Source organism: Paraburkholderia sp. EG286A, assembly GCF_040965375.1.
Taxonomy (GTDB): domain Bacteria; phylum Pseudomonadota; class Gammaproteobacteria; order Burkholderiales; family Burkholderiaceae; genus Paraburkholderia.
In genome coordinates, this window is the sequence record NZ_JBFRCB010000007.1 from 126,816 (window position 1) to 149,630 (window position 22,815).

The following is a 22,815-nucleotide window of genomic DNA, read 5'->3' on the forward strand; positions in this document are numbered from 1 at the left end:
CGCCCTGCGTAGACTCGATCCCGAAGCTCAAATCACCGCATCCGGCCCGCGCCGGATCGATCTTCGGGACATCGACAATGGGCATCACAACAGGAAGCGCGACGCCACAGCGCGTCGTCGTCAATCTTTCGCACGCGAGTCTCGCCGCGCAATTCAGCGAGCAGATGGCCATTGCGGTCATCCCGATCGTCGCCGTGGTGGCATTGGGCGCCACGGCACAGCAAAGCGCCTCGCTGCAGGCCGTCAATACCCTACCGTTCCTGCTGCTCTCGTTGCCCGCCGGTCTCATTGCCGATCGCAGCCGGCGCAAGCCACTCATGATCGCGACCGAACTGCTGCGCGCCGCCGCCCTCTTCGTGCTGTTCGCGCTGTTCCATGCGCGCGTGCTGTCGCTCTACATGCTCGGCACGCTGGGCTTCGCCATCGCAACCGGCACGGTGGTGTTCAGCGTGAGCGCGCCCTCGCTCGTCGCGGCCATGGTCGAAACGGGAGACCTGCTCGCCGCCAACCGGCGGCTCGAAATCGCGCGCAGCATCGCCTATACGGCGGGGCCTTCCGTGGGCGGCATTTTTGCGGGCTGGGCGTCGGGCGTGTTCGCGTTTCTCGCGGCGTTCGCCCTCTCGCTCGCCAGCGCGTGGTGTCTCGCACGCCTGCCCGCCGAGGCGCCGCGCCCGCGTTCGCGTCGCGCGCTCGCACGCGAACTCTTCGACGGCGTGCAGTTCATCGCGCGCAGCACGCATCTGCGGCCCATCGTGGCGACGGCGTTCGTCTTCAATACGTCGTGGTATCTGCTGCTCGCCGTGTTCGCCTGGTACGCGATACACCGGCTCGCGTTCGCGCCATCGGCCGTGGGCGTTGCGCTTGGTGTATATGGCTTCGGCATGGTGGGCGGCGCGTTTCTCTACAAGATCATCGCCAGGCGGCTCGTCTTCGGGCGGCAAATCCTGCTCGGCCCGACGAGCGCCGCGCTTGGCTCGCTGTTGATGGCGAGCACCGCCCTCACACATTCGCGCGCCAGCGTGTTCCTGGCGTTCTTTCTGTTCGGCTTCGGGCCGATCGTCTGGACCATCTCGACCACGGCGTTGCGCCAGGTCGTCACGCCTCGCGATCTGATCGCGCGCGTCTCGTCGGTCATCATGATGGCGACGTTCGGCGCGCGCCCTCTCGGCGCCCTGCTCGGCGCGTTCCTGAGCACGCGCCTCGGCATGACGAGTTGCCTCGTGGCCGCCGCGTGCGGTTTCGCCCTTCAGTTCGCGATCATCGTGTTCTCGGCGCCCGCGCGGCTGCGCTCGATCGAAGGCCTCGATGCTGCGCGAGCCGAGCCGCGCAACGTGAAGCCAATGCGCTTCGCGACCGAGAACCGGCAGGAGTAAGGCGACCGAAGCCGCCCCTCATTGCCTAGCCGTTCGAACCGTCGAAATCCACCACTTCGACCCAGTTCGCCCCCTTGCCCACCGGGTACTTGCCAAGCTCACGCAGCGCGCCGCTCTTCGCATCGATGCGGTACGCGCTCAGCGTGGGCGAGAGCTGGCCCACGGCAAGCAGATACTGGCCCGACGGATCGATATTGAAGCCGCGCGGCTGCTTTTCGGTGGCATACGTGCCGATGCGCGTGAGCTTGCCCGTTTGCTGGTTCACGCGGTACGCACCCAGCGTGCTCGACGTGCGCTCCGAGATATACAGGTAGCGGCCATCGGGCGTGAGGTGGACGTCGGCGCCCCACGGCTTGTCGCCGGAGAAGCCCGTGGGCAGGATCGAGATCGTCTGGATCGGCTTGACCGAGTCGTTCGCCCCGTTGAAGGCGAGCACGTGCAGCTTGCCGTCGAGTTCGTCGATCAGATAGACGAAGCGCTGGTCCGGCGAAAACTGGAAATGACGCGGGCCCGAATCCTTGGGCAGCGAGTACGCGGGCTTCGCGTCTTCGGTGAGCGCGCCCGTCGAGGCGTCGAACTTCAGGCGCAGCCAGGTGTCGGCGCCGAGCACCGAGGCGAACGCATAGCGGTTGTCCGGCGAGGTGCGAATGATGTGCGCCATCGGGCCCGTCTTCACGGTTTGCTGCACGTCGCCCGCCACGCCGTTTTCGCCGATGGGGTTCACCGCCAGCAGATTGCCGCCGTACGAAGCGGAAAGCAGATAGCGCCCCGTGCCGTCGGTGGACACATAGGCCATGCTCTCGGCGAGCGGCGCGCGGCCCAGTTCGGCGAGACGGCCGTCGAGCGGATTCACGGCGAAGCTCACCACGCGATACGGCTTCGAGCGCAGCGCCGCATACAGGTGGTGATGGTCGGGCGAGAACGCCATCGGCATCACCGTGCCGCCCACCGGCACGGTCTCGACCGCGGCCAGCGCGCCGCTTTGCGCATCGAGGCGGAACACCGAAATGTCCTGGCTGTCGGCGTTCGACACATACACGTAGCTAGCCGCATGCACGGCCACCGATGCCGCGAGCCCGAAAGCGGCGCCCGCCACGCTGCGCAAGATTGCCTTCTTCTTCATGTCGTCCTTTCTGGTTTGTTAGTTCTATTGATTGGTCTCGCGCGTATCGATCTTCATGCAAGCGCGCCAACGCGAAACACCGAGACCGCTTCCTTCATCGATTGCGCCTGGTGCTCCAGCGCGCTCGCGGCAGCGGCCGCCTGCTCCACGAGCGCCGCGTTCTGCTGCGTGACCTGATCCATCTGGCTCACGGCCATGCCCACCTGCTGAATGCCCGTGCTCTGCTCGGCGGTGGCCGTCGTGATCTCGGCCATGATGGTGGCGACGTTGCGCACCGAGTTGACGATCTCGTTCATCGCCTCGCCGGCCTGCGCGACGAGCGCGTTGCCGTTGCGCACGTCTTCCATCGAGGCGCCGATCAGTTCCTTGATCTCGCGTGCTGCGCCCGCGCTGCGCTGCGCGAGCGTGCGCACTTCGCCCGCGACCACGGCGAAGCCGCGTCCCTGCTCACCCGCGCGCGCCGATTCCACGGCGGCGTTGAGCGCGAGAATATTGGTCTGGAACGCGATGCTGTCGATCATGCTCGTGATCTCGGCAATCTTCTGCGAGCTGGCGCTGATGTCCTGCATGGTCTGCACGGCGCGTCCCACCACGTCGCCGCCGCGCTGCGCGAGCTCGGCCGCACCCGTGGCGAGCGTGCTGGCCTCGGAGGCGTTCGCGGAGTTCTGCTTCACCGTGGAGGTGAGTTCTTCCATGCTCGCGGCGGTTTCTTCGAGCGAGGCCGACTGCTCCTCCGTACGGCTCGACAGATCGAGATTGCCCGCCGCGATCTCGCGCGCGGCCGTGTGAATCGCGTCGCAACTGTCGCGCACGCCGGCCACGGTGTGCGAGAGCCCCGCCTGCATCCGGCGCATGGCGGCGAACAGCAGGCCGATTTCGTTGCGGCCCGCTTCGGGTACGCGCACGGTGAGATCGTTCGAGGCGATGCGGTCGAGGACCGCCGCGGCGTCGGCCAGCGGCCGCGACACGATGCGCTGCAAGGCAAAATGCGTGAAGACGACGAGCGCCAGCGCGATGGCCACGCCCACGCCCACGAGCGTAACGATCCATGTGTAGCGCGCGTTGCCGTCGTCGAGCGTGGCCTCGGCGAGCGCGTTGGCGAGCTTCTGGAACTTCTCCACGTTCACGGAATAGGCCGCGCCCGCGGCGGTGATGTCGGTGTCGTTGACCGCCACGTAGGCGGCCGTGTCGCCGTTGCGCAGTGCGTCGGTGGCGCGCGTGAGCGTGTTCGAGAGTTGCGCAGCCGACTCGAGCAACTGGCGCTTGAGGTCCGCGTCCATGCCGTCGAACGCCGGTGCATTGGCGAAGGCCTGGGTCTCGTTCGCCGAAAGCTCGAAGCTATGGGCCGCGCTCTTCAGCGCGGAGTCGCGCGTGGCCGTGTCGTTGCGTTCCTTGAGCGCGCTGTAGCCGCGCACGAGCGCCGAACGCGTGCGCGTGGTGTCCTTGTAGGCGTCGTTGACCAGAATGGTCTGGCGCGCGATTTCATGCAGGCGCTGGGCGCTGGCGTTCGACTCCCTCAGCGAGAACACGCCCGCAAAGCCGCCAATCAGGATCATCACGCCAAAGATCACCAGCACTGCAAGGAGGCTGGCTCGTACCGTCGTGTTGCGCATGTTGCTTCAATCCCCGGTTTCCATGGTGTTCTTCTTTACGGCTCAAACGCCGGAGTCTTGAGGGTGCAGACGCCATGTTGTCCAACAACTTGGCCGCATCATCCCACAATCGCGCGGTTATCCTGAAATTCGAGTTTACCCTGAGACCGACTCAAGAGGCATACAGTCTGGTTGCTTCGGCTTCCAGGGCGTTGTACGATTAGCTCAGACAACCAGCCGTGATGTCAAACAACTTACTGACAACTGGCTGAACAAGCAGCTAATCAGGTCCGCAAACGGAACGCGCCTGACGCGAGTCAGGCGCGTTCTTGCGTAAGTAGATGCGGCGCGCACGAGGCGCGCCGTCCGGAGACAGCAGATTCAGGCCGCAGCGTGACCGCAGCGGCCTGAATCTCGCGCACGAGAGAGGTCGATCCACATGTCGTTGAGCCGCACCGCCACGCAGTCCGATGTCGCCAGGCGCACCCGGGTGCGCTACCTGATCCTCTCGCTGATCTTCATCATCACCACGCTCAACTACGCGGACCGCGCCACGCTCTCGGTCACGGGTTCGGCCATGCGCACCGAGTTCGGTCTCGACGCCATCCACATGGGCTACATCTTCTCGGCGTTCAGCTGGGCCTATGTGCTCGCGCAGGTGCCTGCGGGCTGGGTGCTCGACCGCTTCGGCGCGCGCCGCGTGTACGCGGGCAGCATCTTCCTGTGGTCGCTCTTCACGCTGCTGCAAAGCTCGATTGGCCTGCTCGGCAGCGCCGGCGCCGCGATTGCGGGCCTGTTCGCGCTGCGCTTCGCGATGGGCGCGGCCGAAGCGCCCGCCTTCCCCGCCAACGCGAAAGTGGTGGCGAGCTGGTTCCCGGCGAAAGAGCGCGGCACGGCCTCGGCCATTTTCAATTCGGCGCAGTATTTCGCGGCCGTGGTGTTCACGCCGCTCATGGCGTGGCTCACGCACGCGTATGGCTGGCATCACGTCTATATCGTGATGGGCGTGGGCGGCCTCGTGCTCGCCTTCGCGTGGATCCGGTTCATGAAGAATCCGGCCGATCACCCGGGCGTGAACCCGCAGGAACTCGAATACATCGAGGCGGGCGGCGGCATCGTGAACGGGCATCAACGCGCCGCGCGCGCCGAGCGCCGCAAGGGCGCGAACTGGGCGGTGATCCGCCAGCTGCTCGGCAACCGCATGCTGCTGGGCGTCTATCTCGCGCAGTACTGCATCAACGTGCTCACGTACTTCTTCCTCACGTGGTTCCCGATCTACCTCGTGCAGGCGCGCCACATGACCATCCTGAAGGCGGGGCTGATCGCCTCGCTGCCGGCGATCTGCGGCTTCCTGGGCGGGGTGCTGGGCGGCGTGGCTTCGGACGCCCTGATCCGCTCGGGCCGCTCGCTCACCATGGCGCGCAAGGTGCCGATCGTCGGCGGCATGGTGCTGTCGTCGTGCATCGTCGGCTGCAACTATGTGAACAGCGACTGGATCGTGGTCGCGCTCATGTCGCTCGCGTTCTTCGGCAAGGGTCTCGGCGCGCTCGGCTGGGCCGTGATCGCCGATACCGCGCCGCGCGAAGCGATCGGCCTTTCGGGCTCGATCTTCAACATGTTCGGCAATGTGGCCGGCATCGTCACGCCGATCGTGATCGGCTATCTCGTGGCGGAAACCGGCTCGTTCAACGGCGCGCTCGCCTTTGTCGGCATCAACGCGATCGTTACGGTGATCAGCTATCTCGTGATCGTGAAGGACATCAAACGCGTGGAGTTGAAGCCCGCCTGATTGTGTGTGACCGTGCGGCGCGCTATGGCTTCTCGTGGGCCCGCCGCGCGAGCGTGCGGGCCGCGACGATCGCCGCCGCGAAGCCCGAAGCCGCGCCCACCAGCAAGGCCCAGCGCGGGCCCCAATGGTCGGCCACCCACCCCACGATCGGCGCGCCGATGGGCGTGCCGCCCAGCGCCACGGCCAGACGAATCGCCAGCACGCGGCCGCGCATGCCGGGCTCGGTGGAAAGCTGCATGAGGCTGTTGGTTTCGGTGGTGAACGTGAGCGCCGCGATGCCGATCATCACGAGCGCGCCGCCGAACCACCAGTAGCCCGGCGCAACCGACGCCAGCAGGCACCCCACCCCGAACGCCGTAGCCGCGAACAGCAGCGAGATGAAACGCGGATGGCTGCGCCCCGCGCCGAAGAAGGCGCCGCTCATGGTCCCCACCGCCATCATCGAAGACAGGAGTCCATAGCGTCCCGCGTCGGCGTGAAAGACGTTCACGGCCATCGTCGAGATGAAGATCGGAAAATTCAGCCCGAAGGTGCCGATCAGGAACAGCATGACGAGAATGGCCCGCAGATCCGGACGCGCCCACACGTAGTGGAACCCTGCGGCAATACCGCCCTTCGCGGGTTGCGTACGCCTCGCCGAACGCAGTTCGTCCACGCGCAGACGCGTGAGCGAGATCAGCACGGCGACGAACGACAGGCCGTTGAGCAGGAAGGCCCAGCCCACGCCCACCGATGCAATGACGAGTCCCGCCACGGCCGGGCCGATCATGCGCGCGGCGTTGAACGAGGTGGAATTGAGCGCGACGGCGTTGGAGAGATCGGCGTCGCCCACCAGCTCCGAGACGAAGGTTTGCCGCACCGGCGAATCGAATGCCGTCGTGCAGCCGAACAGGAACGCGAACACGTACACGTGCCAAAGCTGCACGAGCCCGGTTGCCGTGAGCACGCCCAGTGCAATGGCCAGCGTGCCGAGCAGCGCCTGCGTGACCATGAGCAGCTTGCGCTGGTCGAAGTGGTCGGCGGCGAAGCCCGACCAGGGCATGAACAGCATTTGCGGCCCGAACTGCAGGCCCATCACGATACCGACCGCCGCCGCGCTGTGATGCGTGAGCCCGGTGAGCACGAGCCAGTCTTGCGCCGTGCGCTGCATCCACGTGCCGACATTCGAGACGAGCGCGCCCGCCGACCACACGCGATAGTTGTAAGTCCTGAGCGAACGAAAGAACCCGGAAGCTGGAGCGCCCATGTGACGGCCTCGCCTTAGTCGGCCACGAGCCGCTTGAGCAGTTCGACTGCCGCGGCTAGCTGCTGCTGTTCCGGGGCCGAAAGGCGCGTGTCGATCCTGCGCGAGAGCCAGTCCTGGCGCGCCGCCCGCCCTTCCTTGAGCCACTCGCGAAAGGCGTGAGTGAGCGACCAGAGCGTTTGGCGCCCGTCGTTGGGGTCCGGTGCGCCGCTGATATGGCCCGCCGCCTCGAGCGGCGCGATGAGCGTGCCCATCGACTGCGGGCGCATGCCCTCCGCGCGCGCGAGGCTCGACACCGTGGACGGCCCCTCGCGCTCGAGCCGCTGCAGCACCGCCATCTGGGAAGGCGTGAAGTCGCCGAGGATCGCCTGCTCGCGAAAACGGCGGCGCAGCTGCCCGACCAGCGCGCGCAGGTCGCCGGCAAGCGCCGCGGCGAGGTCGGGAGGGGGAGTTTGGGCGCGTTCGGTCATCCCCGCATTCTAGGAGATATGAAGGTAAACTGCAAAGCTAACCTTCACATCTCCGGCGAGGCGGCAAGTGCGAGCGAACGCGTCACCGGCGCGCCCGCAGCCATTTCTCCCGCTCGCCCAGGCGCCGCTTCCAGTCAGGCGCAAGGCCCGGAACGGCGATCAGCTCGACTAACGCATCGATGGACGGACGATGTGACAACTGCACCTGCCAGAACGCGTCGATGGAGAAGCGCTCCGTTTGCCGGTCGACGAGCGTGATAGCGTCGCCAGGCGCAATCAGGCCGGGGCGCAGGACACGGTAATACCAGCCGGTGATGCGCCCCTCGGCAATATGCATCGACATGCGTTCGACGCCGAAGCGATGATTGATCTTCCAGCAAGGGCTGCGCGGTTGCGAGACTTGCAGCATGGCGCTGCCGGCCTCGTAGATATCGCCGATGTGCACGTTACGTTCGGTCAGCCCCGAGGCCGAGATGTTCTCGCCGAGACTGCCGGGCACCAGGGCCTCGGCGCACTCCGCGAACGCCTGCGCAATGCAAGCGTAATGCTCCGCCGCGTAGTGATGAACGGCCTTTTCCGGGCCGCCATGGATGCGCGGGTCGCCATGCTCGTCGCCGACGATCCCCTGCGCCTCCACGCGAACCGGCCCGGCGATGCGCCGCTTGAAAATGCCGCTGCGCTGCCCTTCGTGGTCCAGATAACCCATCCCCCCGGCGAACAGGCACTCAATGTTCGTAGTCGACGTCATCACCACATGCATCCTCCCGTTCGCGTTTACGACACTGTGCTCGCGCCGTTCAATCCAGTAAAGTGATGGTAAATGATTAAATCCATCATTATTTGTGATTCTTGGAATTCGCCATGGAGATGCGTCAGCTCAAGATTTTCTGTGCGGTGGCGGAGCACGGCAGCTTCACCGCGGCGGCCGAGAAAGTGCACACGGTGCAGTCCAACGTCACGATGCGCGTCAAGGAACTCGAAGCCGAGCTCGGTCAGCCGTTGTTTATCCGGCAAAAGAGCGGCGTGGTGCTCACTTCGGCCGGGCAAACCTTTCTGGGCTACGCCCAGCGCATCCTCCAGCTCACCGAAGAGAGCCGCAACGCGCTGCTCGATACCGCCACGCCGGCAGGCACGTTGAGGCTCGGCTCGATGGAGACGACGGCGGCAATCCGCCTGCCCCAGGTACTGGCCAGATACCGCGAGAAGTATCCTCAGGTCCAGTTGTCGCTGCTCACCGGCACGACCGCCGAGCTGATCAAGGCCGTCGAGAGCCATCGCCTCGACGGCGCATTCGTCGGCGGTCTGCACCAGAATCCGGTGCTCGCGCAAGACGAGGTCTTTCAGGAGGAACTCGTCCTCGTGAGCAGCTGCGAGTTCGCCTCGCTCGGCGAACTCATCCAGGTCATGCCACAGCAGACGGTGCTGGTCTTCCGCACGGGCTGCTTCTATCGCTCCACGCTCGAACACTGGTTCTATCAGGTCGGACTCGTGCCCAACCAGGTGCTCGAACTGGGCACGCTCGACGGCATCCTGTCATGCGTGGCCGCGGGCATGGGCGTGACGCTGTTGCCAAAGGCCGTTGCGCAAAACTACGCCGCGCGCCAGGCCATCGCCCTTCACGCGCTCCCGCGCGAGTTCGCCAACGTCAAGACGGTATTCATCCGCCGTAACGACACGCTCGCGACACCGGCATTGAGCGCGTTTGTCGCGCTCGCGCGCGACCAGCTCGCGCTGTCCACTGACGACACGAAAGCGAAGCGCGCTGGTACACCGAGTCGCAAGAGCACGCGGCGTTCGACGGCGGCGGCCTGAGCGCCGCCGAACACCGCGTCAGGGTCAGCAAGCGGCGCGGCACTCGGCCGGTTCCGCCTGCGGCAACGCCCGGCTTGCGACAAAGACCAGGCCATCGGGCATCGCCCGGGCATTCGCCGCAACCGTCGAGGCCGGCAGGCCAGCCACCAGCTCCGCCACGCGCTCGGCTGCCGGCACCACGCTGCCGATCTTGCTGACGCCCTGCCCCGCATAGAGCGAGAGCTTCTGCGCCATGCGCGGTTTGTCGATCATGCGAGCGCCGCCGCCAACGAAGCGCAGCAGGTTCCATTTGTCGCGATTGGGAATCACACAATGGGGCGTGCCGTACGGCCAGCCGAACGAATACCCGGTGCGATACTCGATGTCGTCCACGTCGGCTTCGACGATCTTTTGCTTGTACAGCGGGTGCGCATTCGATTCGTCGGTCGCAACGAACGCGGTGCCCACGAGCACCCCCGACGCGCCGAGCAGCATCGCGGCCCGCACATCGTCGCGCGTCGTGATGCCTCCAGCCGCCAGCACGGGACGCCCCTGCGCGACCTCGCAGATCGCGGGCAACAGCGACATGACGCCGATCGTCCCCCGGTTCAGGTGGCCGCCGCTTTCGCTGCCCTGCGCGACGACGATATCGGCGCCGTGCCGGATCGCGTGCCGCGCGAGCGCAACCGATCCCACCTGGACCATGACGATCATGCCGGCGTCCTTGGCCCGCGGGATCATGTCCGCCGCATAGTCTTCGGCGTAGAACAACGACAGCATGCGCGGCCGCTCCTGCAACACGACCTGGAACTGGGCTTCGAACACGGTCGGGCCGCCGAACTTCGGCACGAGATTCACGCCGAAGGGCCTGTCCGTCAGCTCGCGCGTTTCCCGTATCCATTTGCGCAGCGCGAGCGGCGGCAAACGCAGCCCGCCGAGCGTCCCCATGCCGCCGGCATTGGCCACTGCGGCAACGAGCTTCGGGCCGGAAATCGCCGCCATGCCGCCAAGAAAGACGGGATACCGGACGCCGCACAGCTGCGTGACCGCGTTCCCGCCGAAGGCCGATTTGAATTCGCTCATCGCTCAAAGCTCCACATGTTTGCCAAGCATCCGCTTGAGGGCGTCATTGCCCAGCGCGAAATGATTCTTCAGTGCTCCGAACAGATGCAACGCGAGGCCCAGCAGAAAAGCCGTCGCTCCGATATCGAAAAGAATATCCACGACCCGTTGCACTGCCACGCTGGGTTCGATGAGCGTGGGGATCGCCAATCCTCCCGGCAACTCGACGGCGACACCGGCCGCCGCCCGGGAAAGCCATACCGCAACCGGCAGAAGCACCATGGCGAGCGCGAGGCCCACCGCAACGGAGCGGCTGACGATCACTTCGACGGGGTTCGGCGTGCCCACGGGCAGCGGATGATACGAAGAAAGCCGTGCCCAGAGCCGATAGACCGACACGACGAACAGCACGGCGCCCAGCAGATTTTGCGTACGCACGAGGCTCAGTCGTTGGACGTCGTCCGCGCTAAACATGAGCCCGATGCCGCATCCGGCGATCGACAGCAGCAGTGCTGCGACGACCCAGTGCAGCGCGATCGTGATGGGCGAAAAGCCCAGACCGTTGTCACGCATTTGCATGATTGTCTCCTTGTTGGCGTTGACTAGTGACCGACCGCTCCGGACGCGCCGAAGCCGGTCTGCGCGCGGACGGCCTGCTCGCCGAAGTCGTCACGCTCGCGCTGCGCCCGCTGGCTGCGATCCGTGACGGAGCCCAGCCACGCGAACAGGAAGGCGATGCTCATCGAAACGATGGCCGGATAGTCGTAGGGAAAGATCGCCTTCGCATGGCCCAGCACCGTGACCCAGATGGCGGGCGACAGAATGACGAGCGTGACGGCGCTCACCAGGCCCGCGATGCCGCCGGTGAGCGCGCCGCGCGTCGTCAGCCCCCGCCAGTACATCGAAAGCGCGAGAACCGGAAAATTCACCGAGGCGGCGACGCCGAACGTCAGTGCGACGAGGAAGGCGATGTTCTGATCCTTGAACACGATGCCCAGCAGCACCGCCACCACGCCAATGCATACCGACGCGATCCTGGAGACCCGTCGCTCGCTCGCGGGATCGGCCCGGTTCTTCTTGAGCACCATCACGTAGAGGTCGTGCGAGATGGCTGACGTACCCGCCATCGTGAGCCCGGACACGACGGCAAGGATGGTCGCGAACGCCACGGCCGAGAGGAAACCCAGCAGCAGATTGCCGCCGAGCGCCTGGGCGAGATGCATGACCGGCATGTTGCTGCCGCCGATCAGCTTGCCTCCGGTCAGGCCGCCCACGTAGAACGACGGGTTGCTGCCGACAATCGCGATCGCCGCCACGCCGAGCACCATGATGACCAGATAGAAGAAGCCGATGAAGCCCGTGGCAACGAACACCGACTTGCGCGCTTCTTTCGCATCCGGCACGGTGAAAAAGCGCATGAGGATATGCGGCAGCCCCGCGGTGCCGAACACCAGTCCAATCGCGAGCGAAATCAGCGCGATGGGATCGGACACCAGCTTGCTCGGCAGCAGAATATGCACGCCGTTCCTGTGCGCGGCGACCGCCTGCTCGAACAGTGCGTTCAGCGAAAAGCCGAACCGGGACAGTGCGAGAACGGCCAGCAGCGTGCCGCCGAACAGCATCAGCGCGGCCTTGATGATCTGCACCCACGTGGTGGCCACCATGCCGCCGAAGGTCACATAGACCACCATCAGCAGACCGACCACGATGATCGCGTCGTTATAGGGAAGACCGAACAGCAACTGGATCAACTGCCCCGCGCCGACCATCTGGACAACCAGGTAAAAGCAGACCACGGTCAACGAACCGAAGGCGGTCATCGTCCGGATCCGGTTCTGGTCGAGCCGGTACGATGCGATGTCGGCAATCGTCACGCGTCCCAGATTCCGGATGCGCTCCGCGAACAGGAACAGCAGCAGCGGCCACGCGACGAAAAAGCTGATCGCGTAGATCACGCCGTCGTAGCCGTGGAAAAAGATCATGCTGGTCACGCCCAGCAACGCCGCCGCCGACATATAGTCGCCGGCCAGCGCCATGCCGTTCTGGAATCCGGTGATGCCGCCCCCGGCGGTGTAGAAGTCGTCCATCGAACGGGTGCGCGACGCCGCCCAGTACGTAATGCCGAGCGTCGCCACGGCGAACACCAGGAACATCGCGATCGCCGTGAGATTGAGGGGACGCTGTTCGACGCCGTGCAGGACCTCCGCGGCCGCCGCGCGAGCCGCGACGCCCAGCAGCAGCGGGAAGACGAGAGCAAGAGCGGCGCGCTTCATGGTTTCGCTCCCGCCAGGATCTGGGCGGTGAGCGCGTCGAATTCGCCATTGGCGCGGCGAACGTACAAGCCCGTGAGGCACCAGCTGCCGACGATCAGCGCGACGCCGATCGGCCAGCCGATATTGACGATACTGTCTGCGGAAAACCGGATGGCCAGCAAGGCGGGGGCGAATCCGACCAGCACGATGAAGCCGCAATAGGGAATCAGCGTGATGGCGGTCAGGCAGGCAATGTATCTGCGCCGGCGTTTGACCAGCGTGGCGAACAGGGGATTGCTACGAATCCCATGCAGGGTCGTGGGGTTCATCCGATTGTCTCCGTCCATGGAAGGTGTCCGGCATGCCCTCGCCCGTGATATCGCCGTCGATCCACCGGGGGCTGCCGCTTCTCGTGAACTTCACAATAGGTCGAACCAAAAATCTCTTCAAATGATGTTTCGTGATGGCTTCAATCTGTTTGAGTGAAGCGTGGCGCTTGCCATCACGATTTCCGAATCCCTACTCCTGCAGATCCTCGAGCGGGAAGGGTCCCGCTGAATCCATCCAGTCATACGACTCGCCACGTTGAGACCATGCCCAGTTGCGCGAAGGTGCGCCATGACGCGTTTGCTCGCCGGCTGTTGCGTCGCCCGCACTGCCGTCAGCTTCGATCATACGAAAGTCCCGTGCATCGTCTTTCACGATATGGCTCCAATGAAATCGGTCATGAAGCCAATCAGACGCGCTTACCGGATTCGGCTTGCCTGTGCGCCTCGAGCAGCGCGGCGAACCGTTCCAGTGCTGCTACGCTGCTGTGAACGGAGTGGTATTCCTGCTGGCCGATGCGTGCATCGAGCACGACCGTCATGCCGGATTGTCGGGCGAGATTGAGGATATCCATCTCATACTCCTTGCCTGAAAACTGGGTGAATCGCTTTGCGTGAAATGCAGCGCTTCCTGATAGTCAGATTACGCGCGGCACCACAAAGATCAACGCGGCGCGGACGAAATCACCGTTATGAAACGCCGAACAATCTCGCGTCTCACGGTGCTTCGCAGGCGCCCCAGTTTTCGGCAACGCCGGATGCTCAGAAGCCTTGTGCGGTTCCCGTAGAATGCGCGACCAGCAGCACGACACCCAGTATGCAAGCCCCGATCATCGCGGCCAGCGCGACCGCCACGAACGGCAGCCACTTGAAGTTCACGCTGGCCAAATCGGCTTCGTGCGACGCGCTTTTACGTACGCCGAAAAAGCTCCACAGGACCATGCGCATCATTTGAACGAGTTCCATCATTGACTCCGGTTACGTCGATCAGGTCGATCGGATAGCCTGATATTCAATCTTGCGCACTGACAAAAAAAGCAGCAGTTACGAACGATTCGAGCGACGCAGCCGATTCACGCGGCGGTAGAACCCGACAAAGAAACGCCCCGGTGCTCACACACCGGGGCGAAAGGCTTGCCACGCTACAGGCAAAAAGAGCCGCAAGCTCTGCGGGTTTAGGTGATGATCCAGGCACTCGCGCAGTAATCCCGGCGCATCCCGGGAGAACAGACCCGGACTGCGATGCGCACTGGCCGCAATGATCCGCCTTCGCAGCAAGCGCGTATAGAAGCAGTCGACGCATAATTGACCGTAGCAGATCGAATTCGCGGTCGCGCGCACCATGAGAAAATCGCTCGAAGCACGAGTCCACCCCTGACCTCTTTGGAAGAACCGGCACGCATGACACGCTACGAACGCCTCGCGCAGAGCATGGCCGCCGAGATTCGCTCCGGCAACCTGAAGCCGGGCTCGCGCATGCCGTCGCTGCGGCAAATCATTGCGCAGCACGGTGTCAGTCAGTCCACGGCCGCGCGTGCCTACTACGTGCTCGAACAGTGGGGCCTCGTGCGCGCCGAAGAACGTTCTGGCTACTACGTCGCGCCGCCCTCGAAGCCCAACAAGACGGATTCGCGCGCAACGACGGGCGAGTCCGCCACCGTCGATATCAGCGAACTGGTGTTCTCGGTGCTCGATGCCGCCAAGCGCCCCGGCATCGTGCCGCTCGGCTCCGCCTTCCCTTCTCCGCTGCTCTTTCCGCTGTCGCGCCTGGCGAAATCGCTCGGCCAGGCCGCGCGCAGCGTGAGCCCATGGAGCACCGTGGTCGATCTGCCGCCCGGCAACGAGAACCTGCGGCGGCAAATTGCGCTGCGCTACATGCGGGTTGGCATTTCACAGCCGGCCGAGGACATCATCATCACCAACGGCGCGCTGGAAGCGCTCAATCTTTGCCTGATGGCGGTCACGCAGCCCGGCGATATCGTCGCCGTGGAGTCGCCGGGCTTTTACGCAGCGCTTCAGGCGATCGAACGGCTTGGCCTGCGCGCGGTCGAAATTCCCGTCGACACCGCCACCGGGCTCGACCTCGAGGCGCTGGCGCAAGCGCTGGACAAGCACCCTATCCGCGCCTGCTGGTTCATGACGAATTTCCAGAACCCCACGGGCGTCACGTTGTCGGCTGAGAAGAAAGAAGCGCTCGTCGAGCTGCTCGCGAAACACGAAGTCCCGCTCATCGAAGACGATGTGTACGGCGAGTTGCACTACGCGCCGAACTATCCGCCGCCCGCTATAGCGTTCGACCGGCGCGGCCTCGTCATGCACTGCGGCTCGTTTTCGAAGAATCTGGCGCCGGGCTATCGCGTAGGCTGGGCAAGCGCTGGGCGCTTTGCAGAACGCGTGCAGCGCCTGAAGCTCATGACGACGATCTCGGCCAGCATTCCCGCCCAGGCCGGCATTGCCGACTACCTGGAGCATGGCGGCTACGAGCGTCATTTGAAGAAGATCCGGCTCGCCATGCAGACGCAGCGCGATGCGATGATCGAGGCGATCCGCCGATGGCTGCCTGAAGGCACGCAGTACACGCGGCCCGAGGGTGGCTATTTTCTGTGGCTCACGTTCCGCGAGCGCATCGACGCCATGGCGCTCCATCGTCTCGCGATCGAACGCGGTATCAGTGTCGCGCCCGGCCCAATCTTTTCCGCGTCACGCGCATTCGAAAACTGCATACGGCTCAATTACGGGCATCCATGGTCGGCGCGCATCGATGAAGCGATCCGCACGCTCGGTGAACTGCTCGTTCATCCCGATGTGTGTGCTCAATCGCGATCGATCGATGCGCGCGGCGCCAACCCATAGCAGCCCTTAACTACCAAAGAACAGGTTGCAGAAACTCGCCGGGCCCACACAGGTATTGGCGTCCCGTGCCGGCGTCCTGGCCGGACGCTGTGGCGCCTGATACGTATTCGCCCGGGACGAATTCGCCTGGGCCGTTTGTCGAGCATCCGTATGCGCGGGAGCGAGGGATTCGGCGTGGACAGCGAAGCTGGCCGACAGCGAACAGGCAAAAAGGACAGCAGTAAGCAATTTCATTTCAATCTCTCTCTAGCAAGGTGAGGGAGGCGACGCCTCCGGGGAAACAGCCTGGCCAGATTAATCACTTTCACCAATCAAGAGAATCCCTTAACCGCGGGAATGATCCTTCCGTTTTATGGGAGTCTCGGGAAGTCGGCTCGCTGCGTAGAACGCGCGAAAAACCGCAGCAGGCAAACACGGCTCAAATCCACCGCGCGGCGGTAGACGTTCCTGTCGAGATTTGTTCTCGCGGCGCAAGACTCTTTGTCCATGGTGTGTGTTCGCACTCGCAATGGATACGCCTACAGTGGCTCTCCATCGGATCCGTCGATTCGAACGGCCACCCGGCCGGCTTACTCATACTGCGAGATACACAATGAGCAATTCCAGGGTCGTCATCGTCACCGGAGCATCGCAAGGCATCGGCGCGGAAACCGTCAAGGCGTTCCGCGCGCAAGGCCATCGCGTGGTCGCCACGGCGCGTTCCATCACGCCGGCCGCCGAGGCCGACTATGTCGCCGTGGCCGGCGATATCGGCGACGCCGCCACGGCTCGCCGCGTGGTGAACGCCGCCATCGAGCACTTCGGTCGTGTCGATACGCTCGTCAACAACGCGGGCATTTTCATTGCGAAGCCCTTCACGCAGTACACCGCCGACGACTACGCCGCAATCCTGAACGTCAACCTGAACGGCTTCTTCCACATCACGCAATATGCGATCGAAGCGATGCAGAAACACGGCAGCGGCCACGTGGTGAACGTCACCACCACGCTTGCCGACAAGGCGAACAGCAAAGTCCCGTCCGTTCTTGCGTCGCTCACCAAGGGTGGTTTGAACGCTGCAACGCGCTCGCTCGCAATCGAATATGCGCGCGCGGGCATTCGTGCCAACGCGGTTTCGCCTGGGATCATCAAGTCGCCGATGCATGCTGCCGAAACGCACGCCGCGCTCGGCGCGATGCATCCGGTCGGTCACATGGGCGAAATGAGCGACATCGTCAATGCGATTCTCTATCTCGACTCGGCACCGTTCGTGACGGGCGAGATCCTGCACGTGGACGGCGGCCAGAGCGCCGGTCACTAAGCGCTCGAGCCTCGCCCGCGCCCCCGGACTCGATGGTTCGTCGGGGCGCGGGGCGGCGGCTTATGCCACGTTGGTCAGCGTCTTCGTGATGACGAGCCATCTGTCGCGCTGGCGCACGATCGAAAAATAATTGTAGTAATTGAAGCCCAGCATGCGCACATGCAGTTTCGCCGTCGCGATGTTTTTCTGAACATCGAGCATCAGCAGTTCCGTATCGACGGCCTCGCCCAGTTCGGCCGGCGATTTCCTGTTTGCGACACCCGCAAGGTACTCGTCGATCGTCTTGTAGTAGGGCTCGCCGTTCACTTCCCCCGCCACGATCGCGCGCGCATCGAACACGGTTCTCAACTGCTCCACATCGCCTCGCCAGGTGGCGTCGAAATAGCGCTGGACGAGTTCGACGATTTCGTTGCTATCGTTCATTGCATCACACTCCTTATTGATTCAAGCCTCGCTCCGGCAAGTCGAAGCGGGCTGCGCAATCGCTCGCGCAGCCCGCTTCGCACAATCCGGATCAATCACGATCAGGCAAGCGGCCCCTCGATCTCGTTGAGCCTTTCTTCGAGCGCGTTGACGCTCGCGTAGCCCGAATGCACGGCGTACGTCCGGCCCTGCTCTTCAAGCAGCAAGGTCGGAAACGACGCGACGCCAAGTGCTCGCGCGCGGGCGAAATCGCGCTGCGTTTCTTCTTTCGTTTCCGCTGCTGCCCATGCCTGGTAGAACGCGTCTGCACTGACCTGAACGCCCACGGTATTCAGCTCCGTTACGGCGATTTCGCTCAACACGCGACCGTCGGTCGTATCCAGTCCTTCCACATAGAAGCCGTTCTGCAGCGCACGGAACACCGCAAGCAATGCGTCGCCGCTGGCGAAGCGGCGCGCCGCCACGACCGCACGGCAGACCGGCTCGGTGTCGTAGACGAACCCCTCGCGCGCCATGAACGCTTCGCGGTTGAACGGCAAGCCGCTCAGCGCTTCCACACGTTGCCAGTGCTGCAGCCGGAAACGCTTGCCGGCCGTGTCGAGCACATCGGTCGCGCCCGCGCGAATCCCGCCGACCACGATTTCCAGTTTCAGGTCCGGCACGCGCGCGACGAGCGCCGAAAGCTCCTTGCCAAAGCCATAGCACCACGAACACATCGGGTCGCCAACATAGATCAGTTTCATTCCTGCTCGCTCACATGAAGAGACAACGCGGGGCCCGCAGGACCCCATGCCCCGCATCGCTCCCAGCCATCAAGGTCACTATAGGGTTGAGGCCGGACTCGATAAACGCCGTCGCCAGAACTTCTTTTGTTACATGGCGGAAAGACGAAATGCGACCGCACGAGCGGGCTGGCGCGGTTGTACTGGCCTAGAACATGTCCGAAGCGCCTTGATGACCCGCACGCGTGCTCCCCGACTCCTCGCCATCTCTCGACGGGATGAACGGACCGGTGATCATCTCCGCATAGCTCATGCCAGGCCCGACCATCGGAAACACATCGGCATCCTGATCGATCATGATTTCGAGGAAAGCCGGACCGTCGAATGCCACGAAAGCCCGGAGCTTTTCCTCGACTTCGCTCAGGACCTCGACGCGCTGCGCGAATTCGAACCCGTCGGCGCGCGCAGCCATGACGAAGTCCTTGCGATGCAGCGACTTGTCGCTCACGCACAGGCGCCCGTCGTAAAAGAGACGCTGCCACTGCCGGATCATCCCGTCGCCGACATTGTTGAACAGCAGCACTTTGACCGGCACGCCATAGGTGGTCGCGGTCTCCAGATCGCCGATATTCATGCGCATGCTGCCGTCACCGTCGATGTCGATCACGAGGGCATCGGGGCGTCCCATCTGCGCGCCGATCGCAGCGGGCAGGCCAAAGCCCATCGTCCCCATGCTGCCCGACGTGAGAAAGCTGCGCGGCTCGACGAAATCGAAGAACTGCGCGGCCCACATCTGGTGCTGGCCCACGCCCGTAGTGACGATGGCCCGCCCGCCGGTAATCTCGCTCAACTTTTCCACCACGAACTGCGGCTGAATGAGCGGGCTGGCGCGGTCATAATTCATCCCGTACCGCTGCTTCAACTCCTTGATGTGGTCGAGCCACGCCAACGGCGCCTGCACGTGCGTTTCGTGTTGCATCAGCGAGACCAGGGTGTCCTTCGCGTCGCTCACGTGAGTCCAGTGCGCGCGCTTCACCTTGTTGATCTCCGCTTCGTCGATATCGATATGCGCGACATGGCGCGCTCGCGGCGCGAATGCATGCGGGCGGCCGCCGGCGACGCGATCGTCGAATCGCGCGCCCACGGCAATCAGGAAGTCGCAGTCTTCCACCGCGTAGTTCGCGCAGGCCGCGCCGTGCATGCCCAGCATGCCGAGCCCAAGCTCGTGCTTCACGGATATCGTGCCGAGCCCCATCAACGTGTTCACCACGGGAATGCGGTAGCGCTCGGCGAACTGACGTAATTCCGCCGTGGCGCCGGCTGTGATGATGCCCCCGCCCGCATACAGCAGCGGGCGCTTGCTTTGCGCCAGCAGATCGAAGAATTCGTCGCGCTTGCGCTCTTCAAGGCGTGCGCCCTTCGCCACCTTGCGAAGACGGTCGGAGTAGCCGCGAAACGCCAGCGTGCCGTGTCCCTGCCACGTGCCGGTCCAGTTCTGGATGTCTTTGGGCACATCCACCACGACCGGGCCGGGACGACCGGTGCGCGCGACTTCGAACGCCGTGCGCAGCGTCTGTTCGAGCTTGTCCGGGTCGGTCACGAGAAACACCTGCTTGGCGCACGCCGACATGATGTTGAACACCGGCGCTTCCTGGAAAGCGTCGCTGCCGATCGCGGCACGCGGCACCTGCCCGCAGATGAGCACCACCGGGACCGAGTCGCCATTGCAGTCGGCAATCGGCGTCACCGCGTTGGTCGCGCCGGGACCCGACGTCACCATGAACACGCCGACCTTTCCGCTCGCGCGTGCGTAGCCCGCGGCCATGAAGCCGGCGGTCTGTTCGTTGGCGGGGACGACGAGGTTGATCTGACGCTCGGGCTCGTCGGCGTGCAGTTCGTTGAAACGGAACACGGCGTCGTAGGTCGGCAGGATCGCGCCGCCGCTATAGCCGAACACGGTGTCGACACCCTGTTCGCTGAGTACGCGCAAGATGATGTCGGCGCCCGACATCGGTTCGCCGCGAAGCGGCGCTTTCTGGGGGCTTTCTGGAGCAATTTTCGGGTTCTGGGTCATACCTGACTCGCACGGAAACGGGCGCTGATGCGATCAGCGGCCAACACAACGGAAATCATTTCCCTTCCGACTCAAGAACAGCGTATGTCCCCTACCAGCTCGTGGACGACGGCTTCAGCGGGTTCTCCGCACGAGCCACAGTCCACCCGGCACTCTTTTGACGTGCGCCTGGAAATACCGTGAGAAAGGGTTCCAAGGATTTTGACAACGATTGAAGCGGCGCGCGTCAGCAATAACGGTGTTTATGGGCCAGGATGCGCCGCATCCGGGCCACCGCGGCTGACGGCTGACCGTTTCCTACCATTCGGCAATGCCTACGTCCATGTCCTCGTCGTAGAACGCAACCAGAAACTCTTCGGGCATCAACCACGAATCGACGCTCACGGTTTGTGCGCCCACATCGACATCGACCTTCGCGTCGGCGTCCACGGACTTCATCGCATGCACGATCGTCGCGAGATCGTCCGTGCGGATTTCAGTTTTCATGGCGAACTTCATTTTTCACCTCTCTGTCTGGATATCCAGTCTCGATAACTATAGGATCAACGCCTCATGCCACCAACCAGGTTCGCCTCAATTCACTCTTTACATCGCGTAACCCAAACCGGCGGCACGAGGCGGTCATTCAACCGGGTCGAGCAGGTCTACCGCTTCGGTGAACGCCAGCACCGCTTCCCGCACGCCTGCGACTCCCAAACCATTCAAGCGGAGCAGTTCGGCCCGGTCGCCGTGCGGGACGAACGCGTCGGGAAGTCCGAGCCGCAGCATGCGTACGGCCCACCCTTCCAACGCGATCCGTTCGGCGCAGGCGGCGCCCGCTCCGCCCAGCACGGTGCCTTCTTCGATTGTCACGATCACCTCGTGCTCGTTGGCAACCGTCAGCAACAAGTCTTCATCGAGCGGCTTGACGAAGCGCATATCGACCACGGTCGCATCGATCTCCTTGGCGACTTCCATCGCGACCGCGAGCAAGGGCCCGAACGCCAGAAATGCCACGCGCGCGCCGTCCCGCTTGCCGGACACCCGGCAAATCACGCCTCTTCCGAGCGGCAGCGTCTCTTTCGTCTGCTCAATGACTTCGGATCCGGTGGTCGCCCGCGGGTATCGCACGGCGCACGGTCCAGGCCACGCAAGGGCGGTGTTCAGCATGCGATAACACTCGTTTTCATCGGACGGGGTCATCACCACCATATTCGGCACGCAACGCAGGGCCGCGATGTCGAACGCACCCAGATGCGTGGCGCCATCGCCCCCGGCAATTCCCGCGCGATCGAGCGCGAACAACACCGGCAGATTCTGCAGGGCGACGTCGTGAATCAGCTGGTCATAGCCGCGCTGAAGAAACGTCGAGTAGATGGCGACGACGGGCCTCATGCCCTCGACGGCTAAGCCGGCCGCCAGTGTGACGGCGTGCTGTTCCGCGATGCCCACGTCGATGTAGCGATCCGGATAACGACGTTCGAATCCGGTCAGGCAGGACCCTTCGCTCATCGCGGGCGTGATGCCGAAGATGCGTTCATCCGTCGCCGCCGCGTCGCACAGCCATTGGCCGAATACCTGGCTATAGGTCAGCTTGCCGCCTTTTTTGCGCACCAGCCCTGTTTCGGGTTTGAACGGACTGGGCCCGTGGTAGGCAACGGGCTCGAGTTCCGCAGGCCGATACCCCTTGCCTTTCTTCGTCACCACGTGAATGACGTGCGGGCGGTTGCGTGTCTTCGCGTCCCGCAGCGCGGCGAGTAGTTTCGCCATATCGTGGCCATCGACAGGGCCGACATACTCCAGACCCAGTGTTTCGAATAGCGTGGATAAAGGGAGGTTTGCTTCGTCGCGCCAACACGTCACCAGCGCCTCGAGATGGTCATTCAGTCCGCCTACCGCCGGAGAGATCGACATGCGGTTGTCATTCAGAATGATCGTCAGCGGCAGCGCTTCGCAGGACCCCGCGTGATTCAGCGCTTCGTACGCCATCCCCGCGGACAATGAGCCATCGCCGATCACCGCAACGACGCGGGCGTTCCGACCGCGCAGGCCGAGGGCCATGCCGACTGCCGCCGAAATGGACGTGCCGGCGTGCCCGACGCCGAACGCGTCGTAAGGCGACTCCTCGCGCGCCGGAAAACCGGCCATCCCGCCGACTTTCCGCACGCTGGCCATAGCCGCTTTTCGGCCCGTCAGGATCTTGTGCGGGTAGCATTGATGCCCCACGTCCCACACCAGGCGATCGTGCGGCGTGTCGAATACATAGTGAAGGGCAACCGACAACTCCACGACACCGAGGTTCGATGCCAGGTGGCCGCCGGTACTCGACACACTTTCGATCACGAATTCCCGAACTTCATCCACGAGGCGCTGAAGCTCGCGCTCATCCAGATCGCGCAGATTGCTCGGGAAATCGATCATGTCAAGCAGGTTCATGACGTTG

21 protein-coding genes are annotated in these 22,815 nt (G+C 64.0%); 5 read left to right on the top strand and 16 right to left on the bottom strand.

The genetic code is table 11. The features are described from left to right. Positions 1-77: 77 nt before the first annotated feature. Positions 78-1,373, top strand: a complete 1,296-nt coding sequence (locus AB4Y35_RS30500) for an MFS transporter (protein WP_368707326.1) — start codon at positions 78-80, stop codon at positions 1,371-1,373. A 25-nt stretch (positions 1,374-1,398) separates the two neighbouring features. Here the strand turns inward: AB4Y35_RS30500 and AB4Y35_RS30505 are convergent, their stop codons facing one another. Then, on the bottom strand, positions 1,399-2,496 hold the full coding sequence (locus tag AB4Y35_RS30505; RefSeq protein WP_368707327.1) for a lactonase family protein: 1,098 nt from the start codon (positions 2,494-2,496) through the stop codon (positions 1,399-1,401). Between the two features lie 53 nt (positions 2,497-2,549). Then, positions 2,550-4,109: a methyl-accepting chemotaxis protein gene (locus AB4Y35_RS30510; protein WP_368707328.1), complete on the bottom strand. Its 1,560-nt coding sequence runs from the start codon at positions 4,107-4,109 to the stop codon at positions 2,550-2,552. Positions 4,110-4,527: 418 nt separating this feature from the next. Between AB4Y35_RS30510 and AB4Y35_RS30515 the strand changes: the two genes are divergently transcribed. Beyond that, the gene (locus tag AB4Y35_RS30515; protein WP_368707329.1) at positions 4,528-5,877 is read left to right on the top strand and encodes an MFS transporter; all 1,350 of its coding nucleotides are present in this window, start codon (positions 4,528-4,530) and stop codon (positions 5,875-5,877) included. Between the two features lie 22 nt (positions 5,878-5,899). Here AB4Y35_RS30515 and AB4Y35_RS30520 read toward each other — a convergent pair whose 3' ends face one another. The 3 genes from AB4Y35_RS30520 to AB4Y35_RS30530 form a co-directional block, all read right to left on the bottom strand. Next, positions 5,900-7,123, bottom strand: a complete 1,224-nt coding sequence (locus tag AB4Y35_RS30520) for an MFS transporter (RefSeq protein ID WP_368707330.1) — start codon at positions 7,121-7,123, stop codon at positions 5,900-5,902. Positions 7,124-7,137: 14 nt separating this feature from the next. Next, entirely contained in the window at positions 7,138-7,590 is a 453-nt protein-coding gene (locus AB4Y35_RS30525) for a MarR family transcriptional regulator (protein WP_324156262.1), read from the bottom strand. Positions 7,591-7,672: 82 nt separating this feature from the next. Continuing rightward, positions 7,673-8,350, bottom strand: coding sequence for an MOSC domain-containing protein (locus AB4Y35_RS30530; RefSeq protein WP_368707331.1), 678 nt, complete (start codon positions 8,348-8,350; stop codon positions 7,673-7,675). Positions 8,351-8,451: 101 nt separating this feature from the next. Here AB4Y35_RS30530 and AB4Y35_RS30535 point away from each other — a divergent pair, with 101 nt between their 5' ends. After that, positions 8,452-9,402: a LysR family transcriptional regulator gene (locus AB4Y35_RS30535; RefSeq protein WP_368691033.1), complete on the top strand. Its 951-nt coding sequence runs from the start codon at positions 8,452-8,454 to the stop codon at positions 9,400-9,402. Positions 9,403-9,426: 24 nt separating this feature from the next. Here the strand turns inward: AB4Y35_RS30535 and AB4Y35_RS30540 are convergent, their stop codons facing one another. The 6 genes from AB4Y35_RS30540 to AB4Y35_RS30565 all read right to left on the bottom strand — a co-directional run bounded on the left by AB4Y35_RS30540 (position 9,427) and on the right by AB4Y35_RS30565 (position 13,987). Then, on the bottom strand, positions 9,427-10,464 hold the full coding sequence (locus tag AB4Y35_RS30540; RefSeq protein WP_368707332.1) for an NAD(P)H-dependent flavin oxidoreductase: 1,038 nt from the start codon (positions 10,462-10,464) through the stop codon (positions 9,427-9,429). A gap of 3 nt (positions 10,465-10,467) precedes the next feature. Next, on the bottom strand, positions 10,468-11,022 hold the full coding sequence (locus AB4Y35_RS30545) for a cytochrome b (protein WP_368707333.1): 555 nt from the start codon (positions 11,020-11,022) through the stop codon (positions 10,468-10,470). A 23-nt stretch (positions 11,023-11,045) separates the two neighbouring features. Then, positions 11,046-12,716, bottom strand: coding sequence for a cation/acetate symporter ActP (gene actP, locus AB4Y35_RS30550; protein WP_368707334.1), 1,671 nt, complete (start codon positions 12,714-12,716; stop codon positions 11,046-11,048). Next, positions 12,713-13,024: a DUF485 domain-containing protein gene (locus AB4Y35_RS30555; protein WP_324156273.1), complete on the bottom strand. Its 312-nt coding sequence runs from the start codon at positions 13,022-13,024 to the stop codon at positions 12,713-12,715. Before AB4Y35_RS30555 ends, actP begins: the two co-directional genes overlap by 4 nt. 407 nt (positions 13,025-13,431) lie before the next feature. Continuing rightward, positions 13,432-13,596, bottom strand: coding sequence for a hypothetical protein (locus AB4Y35_RS30560; RefSeq protein WP_176732865.1), 165 nt, complete (start codon positions 13,594-13,596; stop codon positions 13,432-13,434). A 187-nt stretch (positions 13,597-13,783) separates the two neighbouring features. Beyond that, a complete protein-coding gene (locus AB4Y35_RS30565) occupies positions 13,784-13,987 on the bottom strand; it encodes a DUF2970 domain-containing protein (RefSeq protein ID WP_324156278.1) in 204 nt (67 codons plus the stop codon). A 435-nt stretch (positions 13,988-14,422) separates the two neighbouring features. Here AB4Y35_RS30565 and AB4Y35_RS30570 point away from each other — a divergent pair, with 435 nt between their 5' ends. Then, positions 14,423-15,874, top strand: a complete 1,452-nt coding sequence (locus AB4Y35_RS30570) for a PLP-dependent aminotransferase family protein (protein ID WP_368707335.1) — start codon at positions 14,423-14,425, stop codon at positions 15,872-15,874. A 592-nt stretch (positions 15,875-16,466) separates the two neighbouring features. Continuing rightward, positions 16,467-17,174 (top strand): SDR family NAD(P)-dependent oxidoreductase, encoded by a 708-nt coding sequence (locus tag AB4Y35_RS30575; protein WP_368707336.1) that lies wholly within the window; start codon positions 16,467-16,469, stop codon positions 17,172-17,174. Positions 17,175-17,234: 60 nt separating this feature from the next. Here AB4Y35_RS30575 and AB4Y35_RS30580 read toward each other — a convergent pair whose 3' ends face one another. From AB4Y35_RS30580 to dxs, 5 genes are all read right to left on the bottom strand, one after another. Continuing rightward, positions 17,235-17,597, bottom strand: coding sequence for a nuclear transport factor 2 family protein (locus tag AB4Y35_RS30580; RefSeq protein WP_368707337.1), 363 nt, complete (start codon positions 17,595-17,597; stop codon positions 17,235-17,237). Between the two features lie 101 nt (positions 17,598-17,698). Continuing rightward, a complete protein-coding gene (locus AB4Y35_RS30585; RefSeq protein WP_368707338.1) occupies positions 17,699-18,340 on the bottom strand; it encodes a DsbA family protein in 642 nt (213 codons plus the stop codon). Between the two features lie 187 nt (positions 18,341-18,527). Beyond that, positions 18,528-20,393 carry a biosynthetic-type acetolactate synthase large subunit gene (ilvB, locus tag AB4Y35_RS30590; RefSeq protein ID WP_368707339.1) on the bottom strand — a complete coding sequence of 622 codons (1,866 nt, stop codon included), beginning with the start codon at positions 20,391-20,393 and terminating at the stop codon, positions 18,528-18,530. 297 nt (positions 20,394-20,690) lie between these two features. Continuing rightward, positions 20,691-20,891: a copper chaperone gene (locus tag AB4Y35_RS30595; protein WP_324150412.1), complete on the bottom strand. Its 201-nt coding sequence runs from the start codon at positions 20,889-20,891 to the stop codon at positions 20,691-20,693. Between the two features lie 123 nt (positions 20,892-21,014). After that, positions 21,015-22,808, bottom strand: coding sequence for a 1-deoxy-D-xylulose-5-phosphate synthase (gene dxs / locus AB4Y35_RS30600; protein ID WP_368707340.1), 1,794 nt, complete (start codon positions 22,806-22,808; stop codon positions 21,015-21,017). Positions 22,809-22,815: the final 7 nt, after the last annotated feature.